The organism is Fibrobacter sp., assembly GCA_024398965.1.
Classification (GTDB): Bacteria; Fibrobacterota; Fibrobacteria; order Fibrobacterales; family Fibrobacteraceae; genus Fibrobacter.
This window is the reverse complement of record JAKSIF010000050.1, coordinates 1-15,255: the sequence shown is the minus strand read 5'-3', so window position 1 is coordinate 15,255 and position 15,255 is coordinate 1. Positions and strand designations below refer to the sequence as shown.

Genomic DNA, 15,255 nt, shown 5'->3' with positions numbered 1-15,255 from the left:
TTCAAGGCTCTCGCCAAGAACCCGTATCCTGGTCGTGGCATCGTCCTCGGCACTAGCCCCGATGGCAAGTCCTTCGTGCAGGTCTACTGGATCATGGGCCGCAGCGTGAATAGCCGTAACCGTGTGTTCGAAATGGAAGCAAAGACTGGCTTCATGAAGACCAAGGCTTTCGACGAATCCAAGCTCACCGACCCGCACCTCATCATCTACTATCCGGCTCGCCACACTGCCGACGTGCAGATCATTACCAACGGCGACCAGACCGATACCATCTATGACGCCATCAAGCTGGGCGGCACCTTCGAAAGTGCTCTCGCAACCCGTCAGTACGAAGACGACGCTCCCAACTTCACCCCGCGTATTTCCGGTATCCACTACAAGAACGCACAGCCGGCTTTGTACAAGTTAAGCATCCTGAAGTCCCGCAACAACTGCGAAGACGCTGGCTGCGAACGTGCTACTTTTGAATTCGAAAAGGCTCTGCCGGGTCTTGGTCACTTCATCAGCACTTACGTCACCGACGGTAAGCCCATTCCTTCCTTCGAAGGTTCTCCGAAGCTCATGCCCATCTTTGACTCTGCCGAAGAAAACCTGAAGAAGTACTGGAACGCCCTGGACAAGGATAACAAGGTTTCCCTGATGGTCAAGGTCATCGATCGCAAGACCTTCAAGGCAAAGACTTTGATCGTCAACAAAAACAAGTAAACTTGTTTTTGTCTAGATCAAAGTCAATTATGAATTACGATGTATGAATTATGAGACTTAGTTAGGCGGCTTCTCCACAAAGTGGATAACAGCCACTAAAGAGCGGAGCTCTAAGTGTTGTATAGCCGCGACTATTATTCTCATAATTCGTACTTAATAATTCATAAATGGAAATGTTGTTGAAAAATGAAGGCCCCTTTTTGGGGCCTTTGTTTTTGCGGAATTGTTTCGCTATTTTTCAACAACATTTCCTAAAATGTGGTGGATTTTCTTTTTATCGCCAAAGGCTGATGGATTGCTCAGGTAATAGAAGATGTGCTCGATGAGCGCTTCGGTATTGAAGTCAAAGGACGGAATTCTTTGCAGGTAGCTTTCCATGGAGTTGTCGAAGGCGATGAGCTGTTCCGTTAATTCGTTATCGCCCATCTCTAGCAGGATACCGGCCACTTCGTCGTTAACGCATACACACGGTAGAATGCTTCCGTCTTCCTTGGCCTGAGTCGTTAGTGATTCCAATTTTTCGCGGATCAAGGTTCTGGCAAAAATTTCTACAGAATGTTTTTCAACCTTCTTGCGGGCAATCTGCTTATAGTCCCAGGGGCTGGCGAATTCGTCATCAACATAGGCGTGTACAGTGAGGCCAGCGTCCAGCAATCCTGCAAGTCTATCCTTGGACCAGGAACTGTTGTGGAAGGGCGAAATGTAATTGATTTCAAGGATCCCGTTCTTCTTCAGGAATCGTCCCATTTCCACGCCAGGTTTCTTACCGAAGGTGGAGTTGAAGAAAGTCCAGTTCGGCTTTTTCAAGAAACTTCTAGGAACGTTCTCTTCGGGATGTTCCCACCATACGGCCACAGGAAATTTTACGCTGGCAAAGAAGTTCAGCAGGGGGTGGAACTTCTGCACCAGTAGGGTCGAAAGGATTGCTCCAACGGCGTTAGGATGTTCTGACAGCTTGCAAGGATTTCCGTTACGGTCGATCAGTTCGCCTGTAGCGTCGTTGATGCCGAACAAGGTAAGCTTGTACCTGTTTGCGCCAGCAGTCTTGTACACCAGTCGCAAAAAATCCAGTTCTCGTTCACTTTCGGCGGTAAAGCCGCCCCAGCTATTGCAACGGGTTACAAAGATGAGTTCGCTAAGGTTTTCCTTGTTCTCGGCTTTACGTCGGTTATAGAAGAAATACTGTCGCCCCTGTTTTGCCAGGAGACCCTGGTTCACCTTGTTTTCTAGAAATTTTCGAAGGGTGTTTTGCGAAACATTGTAACGGGCAGAAAGTTCCTTGCCTTGGGGTAGGGGAGTGCTGGGCTTTAGGAACCCTTGCTTGAAATCCTGGTCAAAATCCCTGTTCAGTTTTTCCATGGTGGATAGCCTGATTTCTGGAACCGCCGTCAAGGTGGGATCCTTGCCCCAGAAGCAGCCCTTGCCCTGGATTTTGCAAATCATGGAACTTTCGGCCAAAGTTTTCAGTACAGCCTGGACTGTTCCGGAACTGGCTCCGTAGGCTTCGATCATGGAACGAACAGAAGGAAGTCTATCGCCATCCTTGTGGGGTGTATTCAGAAGCTGTCGTATAATTCGGTCTTTCACGTTAAAAAAATAACAAAATGATCGAATTTTGCTGTACAATGGATACAGATTGACAAAAAAAGCCTGTGCGACGGAGGCCGCACAGGCTGGGTTGTTTGGGGTTGGAGATTCTTTTAACTAGAGGTTAAAGTCTACACGGCAACGGCTTGCATGAGCCTTGTTTACGCGTTCACCCTTGGCGTTGAATGTGTTCATCTGCATATGGCCGCGTCTTACGTTAGGACCAATCTTGCCGATGGAATTGGGGGTGTCGCCGTCGGCGGGAACAGTTCCATTAAAGCCTTCTTCGCCAGCCTTGGTCAGGGAAAGAACCATGGAGCCCTGCAATACGGTGGCGTTGAAGATGGAAAGGTCAACGCGGTTGCCGTCAAAGGTCCAGTTGCCGTAGCCCCAGCGGTAGACATCTTCTGTATCGAAGTCGTCCACCCAGTCCAGGGTAAAGTCGGTACCGTCTTCGCCTGCGCCCGGGGTGTACTTGTAAACCTTGACCCAGTTGATGTACTGGTTAACGGGAAGGATGGCGTCATCCCAGGGGCCGACCCATGCCGGTTCCTCGGAGGCCCACAGGTTAAAGCGGAGACCCTGTTCCCTAAGGCCAAGGTCTGCGACCTGGTCGCGGCCGTCCTTGTTCAGTTCGCCCTTCTTGGTTCTGCGGACTTCAACGCCGTCGATAATCCAGCTGACGTAATCCGGAGTCCATTCCAGGCCGTAGGTATGGTAAACCTTGTCTACGGCGGGGCTCATGGGATGGAGCTGCTCGCTGTAGGATTTTTTGTCGGCGCAGCCGTCGTTAGGGCCGTTGCCGGTAATAATGTTGGACTGGAATTCGTTGGGATTCTTGCCAAGAACTTCGATATCCACTTCCACCCAGGGTTCATCGCATCCCAGGTAGGAGTCGTTGTGGTAGAGGAACATGGAGCTGACGGTTCCGGAACCAACTGCCATCTGCATGCGGGCCTCGAACTTGCCATACATCCAGGTTTCGGAGGTATAGAGTTCTGCGCCGGAGTAATCCTTGGCGCATACGGCGGCGGTGGCCATGGCCAGAATGGAGAGTGATTTCTTGAAGTTCATAATAGGCTTAATTCCTGATTAAAGTTCAAAGTCCACGCGGTAACGGCTTGCGTTAGCCTTGTTCACTCGTTCGCCCTTGGCGTTCACAGTACCGCGGCTCTTCTTTTGGAGCTTGATGTCGCGGTTCTGCTTGATGGCTGCCGGATCAAAGGGCTGGAGAGGATCGGTAATTTCGATGGGATCGGCAGGACCTTCCGTCGGCAGGTTCGGGTTGATTTCAAGATCAGTAACCCGGGAACTGGATGAAACGGGCTGAACATCAACCCAGGGATTGCTGCTAGAGGAGGACTGGGGCTGCCAAGGGTTCTGCTGGCTACTGGAGGAGGACTGAGGCTGCACCTGGGAACTGCTGGAGCTCTGGGGGAGCACTTCATTGTCCTTGGGAACCTGGCCGTTGAACATTTCCTGGCCCTTCTTGGTGAGGGCGAGAATCAGCATGCCATCCTTGGAATAGATGTTGTTTTCGGTAAGGTCAACGCGGTTGCCGTCGAAGGTCCAGTTGCCCTTGCCCCAGCGGCTGCCGTCAAAAGTATCAAAATTGTCTGTCCAGTCCAGGGTAAAGTCGGATCCGTTTTCGCCCTGGCCCGGAGTGTACTTATAGGCCTTCACCCAGTTGATGAACTGGAAGATGGGGAGGTTGTTGTCGTTGAATGCGCCCACCCAACCCGGATCCTCGCTGGACCAGAGATTAAAGCGAAGGCCCTGAGTAAGCTTAAGATCGGAAACCTGGCCGCCTACTGTCTTACGGACTTCGACGCCGTCTACAGTCCAACGGACGTAGTTGGGAGTCCATTCGATGCCGTAGGTGTGGAAACCTGCGTTTGCAGCGGGGCTTACGGAATGATGCTTTTCGCTTGTGACCTGAGCGCCAGCTCTACCAGTAATGATATTGGACTGGAAACTGCTGGGATTCTTGCCCAGGACTTCGATATCAACTTCGACCCAGGGGCCTTCGCCGGTTTCAGAGCCGTTGTGGTAGAGGAACATGGAACTGATGGTTCCGGAAGTAGCACCCATGTACATACGGGCTTCGTACTTGCCGTACATGTATTCGTCGAGGGTGTAAAGTTCAGCGCCGGAATAATCCTTGGCACATACAGCTGCGGCGGCAACAGCAACCACAGCGAGAGACTTTTTAAGATTCATGTTCAGCTCCTTTTATACACCGATATGAAAGTTAAAAACAAGAATGTTTTTGCACAAGATGATGGAATGACTAAGTATCATAAGTGTATCGACTGTATTTTGCGCGATGCGAAATACGAAAATTTTTTTCACCAACGGCACTTGCCTTTTTGAGCAGTAAGTTTTATATTGTGTAGTGAACAAAAGAACAAGTGTGCAAAAAATCAGTTTTAGCGTGGGCGATTCGTGGATATTCGTGAAAAATTGAACATTTTGGCTGATTCCGCCAAGTATGACGTATCTTGCTCGTCTAGCGGTTCCAATCGCCAATCTCCAAAGGGCGGGTTGGGGAACGCCTGCAGTGCAGGTATTTGCCATACATGGGCTGCCGACGGGCGCTGTATTTCACTTTTGAAGGTGCTCCTGAGCAATGCCTGCAAGTATGATTGTGCCTATTGTGTTAATCGTCGCAGTAACGATATCCCCAGGGCCACGTTCACGCCTAAGGAACTGATCAACCTGACCTTGGAATTTTACCGCCGTAACTATATCGAGGGGCTGTTTCTCAGTTCCGCGGTGGTAGGCACTCCCGACTACACGATGGAACTTTTGATCAAGGTGGCAAAGGAGTTACGTACCGTCCACAAGTTCGGCGGTTACATCCATCTCAAGAGCATTCCCGGAGCGTCGTCCCGGCTGCTTCACGAGGCGGGGCTTTATGCAGACCGCAGCAGCGTGAATATCGAAATCCCGTCGGACAAGGCGCTACAATACCTGGCGCCCGAAAAGAACCATGAATCCATATACCGCCCCATGAACTATCTGGCGGAGCGAAAGATTGAATATAACGCCGGCGGTAACTTTTCCCGATATTCTCCGCGGTTCCTGCCTGCGGGGCAGAGCACCCAGATGATTGTGGGGGCGTCGGGGGAGACCGATTTCCAGATTTTAACGCTTTCCAACGGATTTTACAAGCAACAGCAGATGAAACGAGTCTACTTTTCGGGCTATGTTCCCATCAATGCCGACAAGCGTTTGCCTGTCATTACTACAAAGCCCCCGCTGGTTCGCGAACACAGGCTGTACCAGGCCGACTGGCTGATGCGATTCTACAAGTTCAATTACGACGAGATTCTTGACAAGGACCATCCGAATTTGGATCTGGAACTGGACCCGAAAGTGGCCTGGGCCTTGCGGCATCCTGAGTTTTTCCCCATTGACATCCAGACGGCGGATTACGAAATGCTCCTACGGGTGCCTGGAATCGGCGTAAAGTCGGCAAGACTGATTGCCTCGGGCCGGCGGTATGGCAAAATACGGTTGGACGACCTGAAAAAGATGGGTGTGGCCATGAAGCGCGCCAAGTACTTCATTTACCATCCCGATACGCCTGCGTACTTGCGACGGCTTTATCCCGAGATGGTGCGCCCCTTGCTTGTGCAGCAAAACAAACCTATTCAGCTGGACTTGTTCAGCCAACCTTTGAACCTGATTGCCTAGGATTCCTACGGCCAATAACCAGCGGGATAATGAAATATTATGCTTTCTATTACGTATGATTCAACTTTTGACGGTTTCCTCAGCGTTGTCTTCGAGGTTTATCGACAGCGTCTGCAGGTGGGTGAAATCCTTCCAGACCGCGCGCAGGCCCAGGCAACGGACTTGTTCATGCAGCCGTTTAAGGTAGAAACTTCCGATGAATCGGCCCGCAGGCTTAAGCGGGCTATCGTCAACGCGGCCGGGGTCGAGATCCTTAACTTGCTCAACATTGTCTTCCGTTCGGAGGAAGCCGGCATCGAGATGAAGATGTTGGCCTACCTCCGCAAGCTTTTCGCTGGCATCGACCCTAATTACGCCAAGAATCCGACGTCCAAGGAAATGCTTCCGCTGTATATGATTGCCCAGTCGGTCCGCCGCGAAGCGGGCGACATGCTGGGGATGGTTCGGTTCGATAAGCTTTCCGACGGAACCTACTTTGCCGAAATCGAGCCCAAGTACGACATAGTGGAGCTGATGACCGCCCACTTCCGCGGTCGTTTCGCCAACGAGCGCTGGGCAATTTACGATTCCAAGCGTGACTACGGGGTCTATTACGACGGGCGTTCCGCCCAGATGGTAACCGTCCCCAGCATAGAGGCAGTCAGGGCAGGCATGCCGCCCGACGAACTTTCTCAGCTATGGCGGGACTACTACAATGTCATAGCCATCAAGGAACGAGAAAATCCTAAGCTCCTCAGGCGGTGTCTGCCTGTACGTTACTGGAAACATCTGACTGAACGCAACGGCCCTCAGAGCCTGGCGGCCTCCGGAATTGGCATGGCGGCCTCCGGACTGGGCGGCATGTCGCGGTCCCGGCAACCTCAAACGAGTCTCCAGAAGCCCCAAAATCAACCTTTTGCAGTGGCTCTTCCGTCCGAAGTGGCGAAGATGAATGCTTCACAACGAGTACTTGCGTAATTTTATGTTTATTATGGTTATTCTAGCCAAATAATTATATCTTTACAGTGTAAAAAGTGGAGTACGCATTCATGAATTTGACGTCTGTAAAACCCGGCTTCTTTGTTCAAGATAGATTCCTTTACAGCAAGGACAACGAAAAGGTCGTTCTTCGCGGCATCAACCACATGTTCATCTGGACTGATCGCGAAGGAAAGACCATTCCTGAAATTGCAAAGACCGGTGCAAACTGCGTCCGAATCGTGTGGAACACCCGAGGCCGTATCAGCGACCTGGACCATATCATTACTGAATGCATCACCAACGGTATGATTCCCATTCCCGAAATTCACGATACCACGGGCAACTGGGACCGTCTCCACGAAGCATTGGAATTCTGGACTCGCGAAGAAACCTTGCAGATGATCTTCAATCACCAGCAGTACCTGATTATCAATATCGGTAATGAGCCTGGTGCCGAAGAACAGGATCCTTCTGAGTTCTTTGATGTCTACTCCCTGATTGTTACCCGCATGCGTGCCGCCAATATCCGCGTTCCTATCATGATCGACGCTGATATGTGGGGTCAGAGCGAAAAGAATCTTCTGGAGGTCGGCCCCCGTCTGTTGCAGGCCGATCCGGAACATAACTTGCTGTTCTCCATTCACATGTGGTGGCCTTCCGAACGTCACGATGCCGAAAAGACCGGCTACGCCACAGTTGAAGATCGCGTTCGCGGCACTCTCGAGAAATCTGTAGAACTCAAGCTTCCCCTGGTTATCGGTGAATTCGCTCCGGTGGCTGTGGGTGGCGTCAAGGCCATTCCATACAAGTTCATTATGTCCGAAGCCGAACGTCTTGATATCGGCTGGCTCGCTTGGAGCTGGGGTCCGGGCAACTTCGACAGTCCCGAAATGGATATGACCGTCCACGGTTCTGTCAATACCCTGGTCAGCTGGGGTAAGGAAATCTGCCTGGATAGTCCCAACGGCATCCAGAATACAAGTATCATTCCCAACTTTATCCAGAACAAGGATTATAACACAGGTTCTCTTTCCACCGGTGCAAACATCATCCAGAATGGTAATTTCTCCTCCGAAGAGCAACTCAGTGGCTGGGTAACCGACTTCTGGGGTGGTCAGGCCGAGGTCAAGGTTCAGGATGGTGTCGCCAAGTTTGATATCAAGAAGGGCGGCAAGGAATCCTGGAATCTGCAGTTCAAGCAGCATTTCCCCCTGCGTAACGGTGTGACCTACGTTTTCAGCATGCGCGCCAAGGCCGACAAGCCCCGTACCTTGAATGTGAACATCAAGAAGGACTGCGAGGAATATACGCCCTACGCAAACGGCCGAATTCTTGACCTTAGTACCAGCTGGCAGAACTTCAGCTGGAAGTTCACCATGAAGGAAGACACCGATAACGACGCCTTGCTGATTTTCGACATGGGTGGCGTTCCTATCTCCTGGATGCTTTCCGATATCAGCCTGGTGCAGGCCCGCAGTGTTGCAGACCGTCTTAACCGAACCTTCCAGCGCAATGTGCAGAAGAACTCCGGTTACTTCAATGCGCCCAACGGCCCGTGGGAACTTCATCTCTATTCCACCAAGGGCGAGCTCCTTGAAGTATTGGACAAGGGTAAGGGCGGTGAAGGCATGCGTCAGTATCCCAAGACCGAACGCAGCGGTATCATGGTCGTCAAGGATCTTGACTAATAGCCACTAGAGCTTAAATCAAAAAGTCTTGCGGTTTTTCCGCGGGACTTTTTACATGCTTTATATGCTGCGCAGGGACTATCTGTTCCAGCCGGAATGGCCTTCGCCGGGCAGGAGAGGTTCGAAGCTGTCGGCGTGACCGCCTGATATGCCGGCGCTTTTTACGCCTAGCCAGCCACGCATTCTCTTGATTCTCGCGATTTTTGCCTTTTCGGCTTCGTCATTATTGATCCCGCTTTCGGGATTCTTCAGTTCGTTATCCATATCTAGGTCCGTCCCTAGGCGCAAAGATAGCATTTTTATGCCTGTTTTGTCACGTGTTTCCGTATCCTTGTATCTTAATTTTCTGCGATTTTTGGAATTAATTGTACGTAAAATGATGATTTTTAATTAAAAACTTTGTTTTTGTATCATAAATTGGTTGACTTTCAAGATACAAGTATGTATATTATGGATGTATGAAACCCGTGATGGAATACAACAATTTTCGCATCTTCGTGCGCGACTACTATGCGGAACGCAAGGACCGCAGTGGTTTTACCTGGCGCGATTTTGCCAAGGCTGCTGGTTATTCCTCCCCGGTGTTTTTAAAGTTGGTCTGCGACGGCAAGGCTAACCTCAGCGAAGCTGGTGTAGAACGTGTGGCTTCCGCCATCGGCCTTGTAGGTGTAGACCTCCAGTACTTTAGGCTTCTGGTCAGTTTCAACCAGGAGAAGGATTCTGCCGCAAAGAAGCAGGCCTTCGCCGAAATGCGCAAGCTGGCCAAGGACAACGAGACCGCCGTGGTGGGCGAGGACCAGTACGATTATTACGAAAGCTGGCTCAATCCGGTTATCCGCGAAGTTGCTCCCCTCATGAACGGTGCCACTCCCGCCAAGATGGCAGAACAGGTCATGTTCGATGCCGATACCGCCAAGGTCAAGAAGTCCCTTAAGCTCCTGCAGAAGACCGGCCTCCTCGAAAAGGGTGAGCAGGGCGAATTCAAGCAGGGCAACAAGTCCATTACCACGGGTAGCCTAGAAGTGGCAAGTCTCGCTATCCGTGAAATGCATCGTCAGATGGGTGAGCTGGCAGTCCAGTCCCTGGACCAGGTTCCTGTCGACGAACGCGATATCTCCGGTCTTACCATCGGTATTTCCGAAGACGCCTTCGCCAAGATCGCGAAGGAAATTGCCGATTTCAGACGCCGTGTCAGTTCCATTGTCATGGAAGACTCCGGCAACGAACGTGTTTACCGTTTGAATGTGCAGCTGTTCCCGCTGACCAAGCAGGTTGCCGCTGCCGAAGGGGGAGAATATGCAGAATAAGTTCCGTTTGTTCTCCCTGAATACTTGCGTAAAGTTTTTTGCCGGTTCCGTTTTGGCGGTTGCCGCTTTCTACGCCTGCTCCAGCGACAATAATGTTGCGGGCGGTGTCAGCGAAGAGACCAATACGGTGGCCGGTATCCTGGTCGATGCCAAGGGTAAGCCGGTGGTCAACGCCCGCGTCCTTGCTCGCCATACCAAGATTGATTCCATCGCTTTCGAGGATACCACGTCTTCCGAAGGCAAGTTTGCATTCCCGTTGCTTCGTCAGGGCGTGTATGGCATTTCCGCCAGCGCTGATTCCCTGGCGTTCTACGCCACCATCAATTACGAAGGCAAGAACCAGGAAATCGAGGCTGCCCTTACCGAGACAGCAAGCTTCGAAGGCTGTGTGGTTTTGGATGCGGAAAGCCTGAGCGGTATCGAGGTTTATCTGCCCGGTTCCGGCTGGAAGACCCAGACCGATTCTCTGGGCAAGTTCAAGTTCGAGCAGATTCCTGTGGGCTCCTACGCCATCGTGGCACAGTCCCCGGATCCGGCCCGCTACCTCACTGCCAACTACATGCTGCAACTTTCCGGAAAGTCCGGCTCTGTCAGCGGTCCTATTCCCATGGATTTGCTGAACTCTGTTGCCGGTGAACAGACTGGCGTTGAATCTGGATTGCTTGATCAGTTTGCAGACAGTCGCAATAGCGAAATCCTTATGCCGCTGTCTTCCGAATATGGCCTTGTGAGCTGGTGGCCCATGGACTACATTTCTGCCAGTGGCGACCTTGCTACCACTGCAGACGCCCGCGGCCGTACCGAGGCGATCCTTCTTTACGACGTGAAGAAGATGAGCGAAGGCGTTTCCGGCAAGGCTCTTTCCCTTGGTTCCGCAAGCCAGTTCGGCGTTATTGAGAACGACCACGGCGCCCTGGACAGCTTGACCGAAATGACTCTTGAAGCGGTCCTGAAGATTGATTCCCTGGTGGGCAAGGGTTCCTACCGCAAGAACATCGTGGGCAAGCTTGGCTTTGGCGATTCCGACGATCGCGATGTCTTTAGCCTGGCTGTCGTTAACGGTGAATGCGGTGCCGACAAGCCCAGCCTGGCATTCTTCCTGGCCGACGGTTCCGGCGATTCCCTTAGCTGCGCCAATGCGGTTGTAGCCAAGACTGCTGTAGAATTCAATGAATGGACCCACGTTGTGGTTGTATGGTCCGAAGGCGCTTTGCAGATCTACCTGAACGGCAAACTTGACAACCAGGCCGAGATTTCCGTAAAGCAGTTGGAATCTTCCGACGAACCGATTTTCTTTGGTAAAGAAGACGTAGCTCTTAAGCTGGATGATGTGCGATTGGGTGCGAAAGCAATAACTTCAGCCGATGTACTGTACCGGTACTATCTTAGAGGAGGTGCATTATGATCACCATCGAAAAGAACACCGTAGACTTGGCATACTTCGAGGTTAACGAACATGGCCGTCTGCTTGGTGCAAACAAGCGTTTCTGCCGTATGTTCGGTTTCGAAGAATCCGAAATTACCTGGCATTACATTACGGACCTGTACCGCCATGCCGCAGATTGGCAAAAGCAGGCGGCCGCGGTAGACCAGAGCGTGTTTACCGTACGCATGAAGAACCGCAAGGGTCGCAGCTTCAACTGCAGCCTGATTCGTGAAATGGTCCAGAAGGCCGATGGCATGGTGGTGTACCGTAACACGGTTCGCCGCCAGGGCGAAGACGACAACGTCAAGGTTGCCGCTCCCGAGAACAGCCTGGCCGTGGTTTACCTGGCAAAGTGCGCTCACTGCTCTACGCAGATCCGCGTTGCAACTGCGGCCGACGCACGTAGGCGCATGCTCTGCGACGCTTGCGCTGCCGCAGCCTATCCCGAAGCTTTCCGCGTGAAGGAAGCCCAGGTCTAGCCCCTAAGTTTCATACATAGAACACACATAAAGCCGTCGGTCCCTCCAGACCGGCGGTTTTCTTTTTGCCTTAAACAAAAAAGGCGATCCCGAAGGATCGCTTCAATTACAAAAAAAGACGACCCCGAAGGATCGTCTCAATTTCTGAACCGTTTGGCTAGAGATTATTCGCCGAAGGCGTCGTCTGCAGCGGCGGTGACCTGTGCTGCGTTTTCTGCTGTCATTTCGATTTCGTCGGCGGCTTCGATTGCTGCATCAGCTTCGCCAGCCTTCTTTTCGGAAATGGAGAGCTTGCCTTCCTTGAACTTGTACATTGCGATGGTAGTGGGCTTCTTGTTCAGCTGGATGTAACCCTGACCGGCCTGCTTGTTGATGAAGCGAGCTTCCTGAGCCATCATAACAACTGCGCGGAAGACAGAGCCCTGACATTCTTCACTTGCGTAAATGTCGTCAAGATAAACTCTCTGATCGTCTGCCATTTATGTACCTCTAGTTAAGGTTGTTTTCTTTACGAAAAAATCTGAAATGCTTTGTTCAAAACATTTCAGAAGTTTTGTTTAGAAGAGGGAGAGGGATTCGAACCCTCGTTACCGTAAAGTAAACACGCTTTCCAAGCGTGCGCCTTCAACCACTCGGCCATCCCTCCAAGGATGTGCGCCAAATATATAATTAAATTTGGTGCTTGTCAAGGTATTTTGCGTATTTTTCTACAAAAAATGCATTTTTTCTAAAAAAAATACGCTTTGGATTCTATCGGTCGCGACGCTCCCTCCAGAATGACGTTTGACTACGAACCTCTGTTGTTGGAACTTCGATAAATTCGGTCGCGACGCTCCCTCCAGAATGACGTTTGACTACGAACCTCTGTTGTTGGAACTTCGATAAATTCGGTCGCGATGCTCCCTCCAGAATGACGTTGGGCTACGAACCTCTGTTGTTGGATCTTCGATAAATTCGGTCGCGATGCTCCCTACAGAATGACGTTCGGCGTTGTACCAATGTTGCTAGAACTTGCTTAGTTCATCCCAGACGGTTTGCATCAGGGGTTCAATGGTCTTTGCCGTAAAGTCGAACTTGATGTTTGCGGTCTCGAACATCTTGGGCACAGACACGCTGTAACCCAGGCTTTCTGCCTTGAACAGGTCGTCGATTGCCTTTTGCGGGTCCTTCTTGAAGTTTGCCCAGACCTGTAGGGCTCCCAGCTGGGCGATGCCGTATTCGATGTAGTAGAACGGGCATTCGAACAAATGAAGTTGCTTCTGCCAGAAGTTTGCCTTGACATTTTCCAGGCCGGAGTAATCTACGCCGGCGTCATAGCGGTCCATGATCTTGAGCCAGATTTCTTCGCGGTCCTTGGCCGTGTGGTTCGGGCGGCTGTAAAGTTCGTGCTGGAAGCTGTCGATGCTTGCAACCCAGGGGAACAGCCAGATTACATCTTCAAGTTCACCTTCGGCGCTGCGGGCTGCAGAGGCAATGTCGTTTCCGTAGAAGGGCTTCAGGTTGCTCATGCCGATCAGCTCCATGCTCATGCTGGCCACTTCTGCAAACTCAGAAGGAACGTCTCGGTAGGCGAGGATAGGCTGGTTTGCAAGTGCAAACTGATGGAATGAATGTCCGGATTCGTGGAGCAGAGTATAGATGTCGCGGTCCGTCTTGGCGGAGTTCATGAAGATGAAGGGGAGGCGGCTTTCGTCAAAACCGATCTGGTATCCGCCGGGAGCCTTGCCCAGTCGGGAATCCGGATCGATAAGTTTCTGCGCCTGCATCTGGCGGGCCCACTTGCCGGCCTGGGGGTGGATGCTTTCAAAAATCTGGTCCACCTTCTCGATCAGTTCTTCGCCACTCTGGTACGGGGTAAGGGGAGCGCGGTTCAGCGGGTCCACTGCTAAATCCCAGGGACGGAGCTTTTCAAGTCCCATCTTGGCGGCGCGCTTCTTGTAGATTTCCTTGAGCAGAGGCAATACCAGTTTTTCTACGCATTCATGGAAGTCGCGGCAGTGGGCGGGAGTGTAGTCAAAACGGCGCTTTGCCAGGTAGATATAGTCGATGTAATCCTTGCAGTGGGCGTTTCTTGCAATCTTGTTTCGGATGGAGAACAGCTCGTCGAAGGACTTGTCCAGAGCATCCTTGTCTTGCAGGCGGCGGTCCCACATGGTACGCCAGGCTTTTTCGCGAAGGTCGCGGTCGGTGCGTTCCAGGTAGGCGGAAAGCTGCTGCATGGTCTTTACGCCACCGTCGAATTCAACGCTCATGCCACCAGTAATCTTCTGGTAGGCCTGCACTGCCTTCACTTCTTCAGTTTCCAGCGGGATGTTGTCGGGGCTGAACAAGTCCAAAGAAACCTGGATGCTTTTGAACCATACGCCGAATTCATTCTTAAGGGCGTCCTTTGCAGGATGGGCCATCAGCTTTTTGTTCAGCTTGTCGTCGAATTCGCTGCTGATTGGGTCCACGTTCTCCACGAAGGATTCATAGGCCTTGGCGGCAACTTCGTCCTTGGTATTCACGGTCATGGCCACATAGCGGCGGCAGCTGACTTCGCTCAGTACGGATCCAAGTTCGCTCCACTTCATGATCCAGGCGCGGAGCGCGTCGGCGGAATTGGGGATCTGTTCGTCCAGCAGCTGCTGGAACAGGGCCTCCACCTGCTTGGAGTCGTCAACGTTGAAATTCTCGGGAACAAAGTTGCGGTTCATAAAAATCCTAGGTATTTACGATGTTGAAATCGAGAAAAATGATGTTAAAAATCTATGGCTCCGACCCAGTTGCTGACAATGTTGTTCAGGATACTGTTGCGGGCGTTGTCCATTAGCTGTACCTTCTCTTCGTGGGTCACCGGTCGGTCGATATCGAAGGCTAGCATCACGGGCTCTCCGTCCATGTCAAGAGCAACGGTCAGTACACCTTTTATGTTCAAGGTGTTTACATCCATGAGCTTAAAGATTCGTCGGTCGATGGGCATCCTCGTGATAAGCTGCAGCTTGTTGTCTCCGGGAGCCATCTTTGTGGATTCCTTAAGGATAATCGGCAGTTCCATGAGGGTGTCCAGCTTGAGGGTTGCCTGCAGTTCGCGGATCCAGAGGGTATCCTTGTCCTTGCTTTTGGCAATTACCCCAGCGGTAATGTCGATGTAGCCCAGTTCCTTTTCGAGGATACCACGGGCAAAGTCCTGCACCAGGGCCACAACCTGGGGGTTGGGGAGGAGTCCTCCAGCCAGAAGGCCGGTCTTTGGGAAAAGGTCATCGTTAATCTGTACGGAATCCAGGGTAAGGTACTCGAAATCCAGCTTTGTATTGGATAGAATTTCGGCGGCGGTTATCTTACGGGTAACGGCGCAGCTCTGTAGCAGCACTACAGACACAATGGCGATAAAAGGTAAAAGCAGGAATCGAGGTTTCATCGGC

Annotated in this window: 13 protein-coding genes, 1 tRNA gene and 1 pseudogene; 7 read left to right on the top strand and 8 right to left on the bottom strand. The window is 51.6% G+C overall.

Annotation, left to right across the window (positions count from 1 at the left end; genetic code table 11):
- Positions 1-705, top strand: a 705-nt coding sequence (locus MJZ26_12880; protein MCQ2106673.1) for an IMP cyclohydrolase, incomplete at its 5' end; no start/stop codon positions are given.
- Positions 706-936: 231 nt separating this feature from the next.
- On the opposite strand, the gene MJZ26_12875 is transcribed toward MJZ26_12880, so the two are convergent.
- The 3 genes and pseudogenes from MJZ26_12875 to MJZ26_12865 form a co-directional block, all read right to left on the bottom strand.
- Positions 937-2,292: a GntR family transcriptional regulator gene (locus MJZ26_12875; GenBank protein ID MCQ2106672.1), complete on the bottom strand. Its 1,356-nt coding sequence runs from the start codon at positions 2,290-2,292 to the stop codon at positions 937-939.
- Between the two features lie 249 nt (positions 2,293-2,541).
- Positions 2,542-3,366: pseudogene (locus tag MJZ26_12870) on the bottom strand (family 16 glycosylhydrolase).
- Positions 3,367-3,384: 18 nt separating this feature from the next.
- Positions 3,385-4,512, bottom strand: a complete 1,128-nt coding sequence (locus tag MJZ26_12865) for a family 16 glycosylhydrolase (GenBank protein ID MCQ2106671.1) — start codon at positions 4,510-4,512, stop codon at positions 3,385-3,387.
- A gap of 225 nt (positions 4,513-4,737) precedes the next feature.
- On the opposite strand from MJZ26_12865, the gene MJZ26_12860 reads away from it, so the two are divergent.
- The 3 genes from MJZ26_12860 (at position 4,738) to MJZ26_12850 (ending at position 8,639) form a co-directional block, all read left to right on the top strand.
- Positions 4,738-5,991 carry a putative DNA modification/repair radical SAM protein gene (locus MJZ26_12860; GenBank protein MCQ2106670.1) on the top strand — a complete coding sequence of 418 codons (1,254 nt, stop codon included), beginning with the start codon at positions 4,738-4,740 and terminating at the stop codon, positions 5,989-5,991.
- A gap of 39 nt (positions 5,992-6,030) precedes the next feature.
- The gene (locus MJZ26_12855) at positions 6,031-6,948 is read left to right on the top strand and encodes a TIGR03915 family putative DNA repair protein (GenBank protein MCQ2106669.1); all 918 of its coding nucleotides are present in this window, start codon (positions 6,031-6,033) and stop codon (positions 6,946-6,948) included.
- A gap of 71 nt (positions 6,949-7,019) precedes the next feature.
- A complete protein-coding gene (locus tag MJZ26_12850) occupies positions 7,020-8,639 on the top strand; it encodes a cellulase family glycosylhydrolase (protein MCQ2106668.1) in 1,620 nt (539 codons plus the stop codon).
- Positions 8,640-8,717: 78 nt separating this feature from the next.
- Here the strand turns inward: MJZ26_12850 and MJZ26_12845 are convergent, their stop codons facing one another.
- Positions 8,718-8,903, bottom strand: a complete 186-nt coding sequence (locus MJZ26_12845) for a hypothetical protein (protein ID MCQ2106667.1) — start codon at positions 8,901-8,903, stop codon at positions 8,718-8,720.
- 194 nt (positions 8,904-9,097) lie between these two features.
- Between MJZ26_12845 and MJZ26_12840 the strand changes: the two genes are divergently transcribed.
- The 3 genes from MJZ26_12840 to MJZ26_12830 are packed head-to-tail and all read left to right on the top strand — an operon-like array spanning position 9,098 to position 11,851.
- Positions 9,098-9,946, top strand: coding sequence for a TIGR02147 family protein (locus MJZ26_12840; protein ID MCQ2106666.1), 849 nt, complete (start codon positions 9,098-9,100; stop codon positions 9,944-9,946).
- Positions 9,936-11,351, top strand: a complete 1,416-nt coding sequence (locus MJZ26_12835; GenBank protein MCQ2106665.1) for a hypothetical protein — start codon at positions 9,936-9,938, stop codon at positions 11,349-11,351. Before MJZ26_12840 ends, MJZ26_12835 begins: the two co-directional genes overlap by 11 nt.
- Entirely contained in the window at positions 11,348-11,851 is a 504-nt protein-coding gene (locus MJZ26_12830) for a PAS domain-containing protein (GenBank protein MCQ2106664.1), read from the top strand. The genes MJZ26_12835 and MJZ26_12830 overlap by 4 nt, the downstream gene beginning before the upstream one ends.
- 164 nt (positions 11,852-12,015) lie before the next feature.
- On the opposite strand, the gene MJZ26_12825 is transcribed toward MJZ26_12830, so the two are convergent.
- From MJZ26_12825 to MJZ26_12810, 4 genes are all read right to left on the bottom strand, one after another.
- Positions 12,016-12,330 (bottom strand): hypothetical protein, encoded by a 315-nt coding sequence (locus tag MJZ26_12825; protein ID MCQ2106663.1) that lies wholly within the window; start codon positions 12,328-12,330, stop codon positions 12,016-12,018.
- Between the two features lie 82 nt (positions 12,331-12,412).
- Positions 12,413-12,497 (bottom strand) — tRNA-Ser (locus MJZ26_12820).
- Positions 12,498-12,855: 358 nt separating this feature from the next.
- Entirely contained in the window at positions 12,856-14,547 is a 1,692-nt protein-coding gene (locus MJZ26_12815) for a M3 family oligoendopeptidase (GenBank protein MCQ2106662.1), read from the bottom strand.
- 44 nt (positions 14,548-14,591) lie between these two features.
- The coding region (locus MJZ26_12810) for a hypothetical protein (GenBank protein MCQ2106661.1) at positions 14,592-15,255 on the bottom strand (664 nt) is incomplete at its 5' end.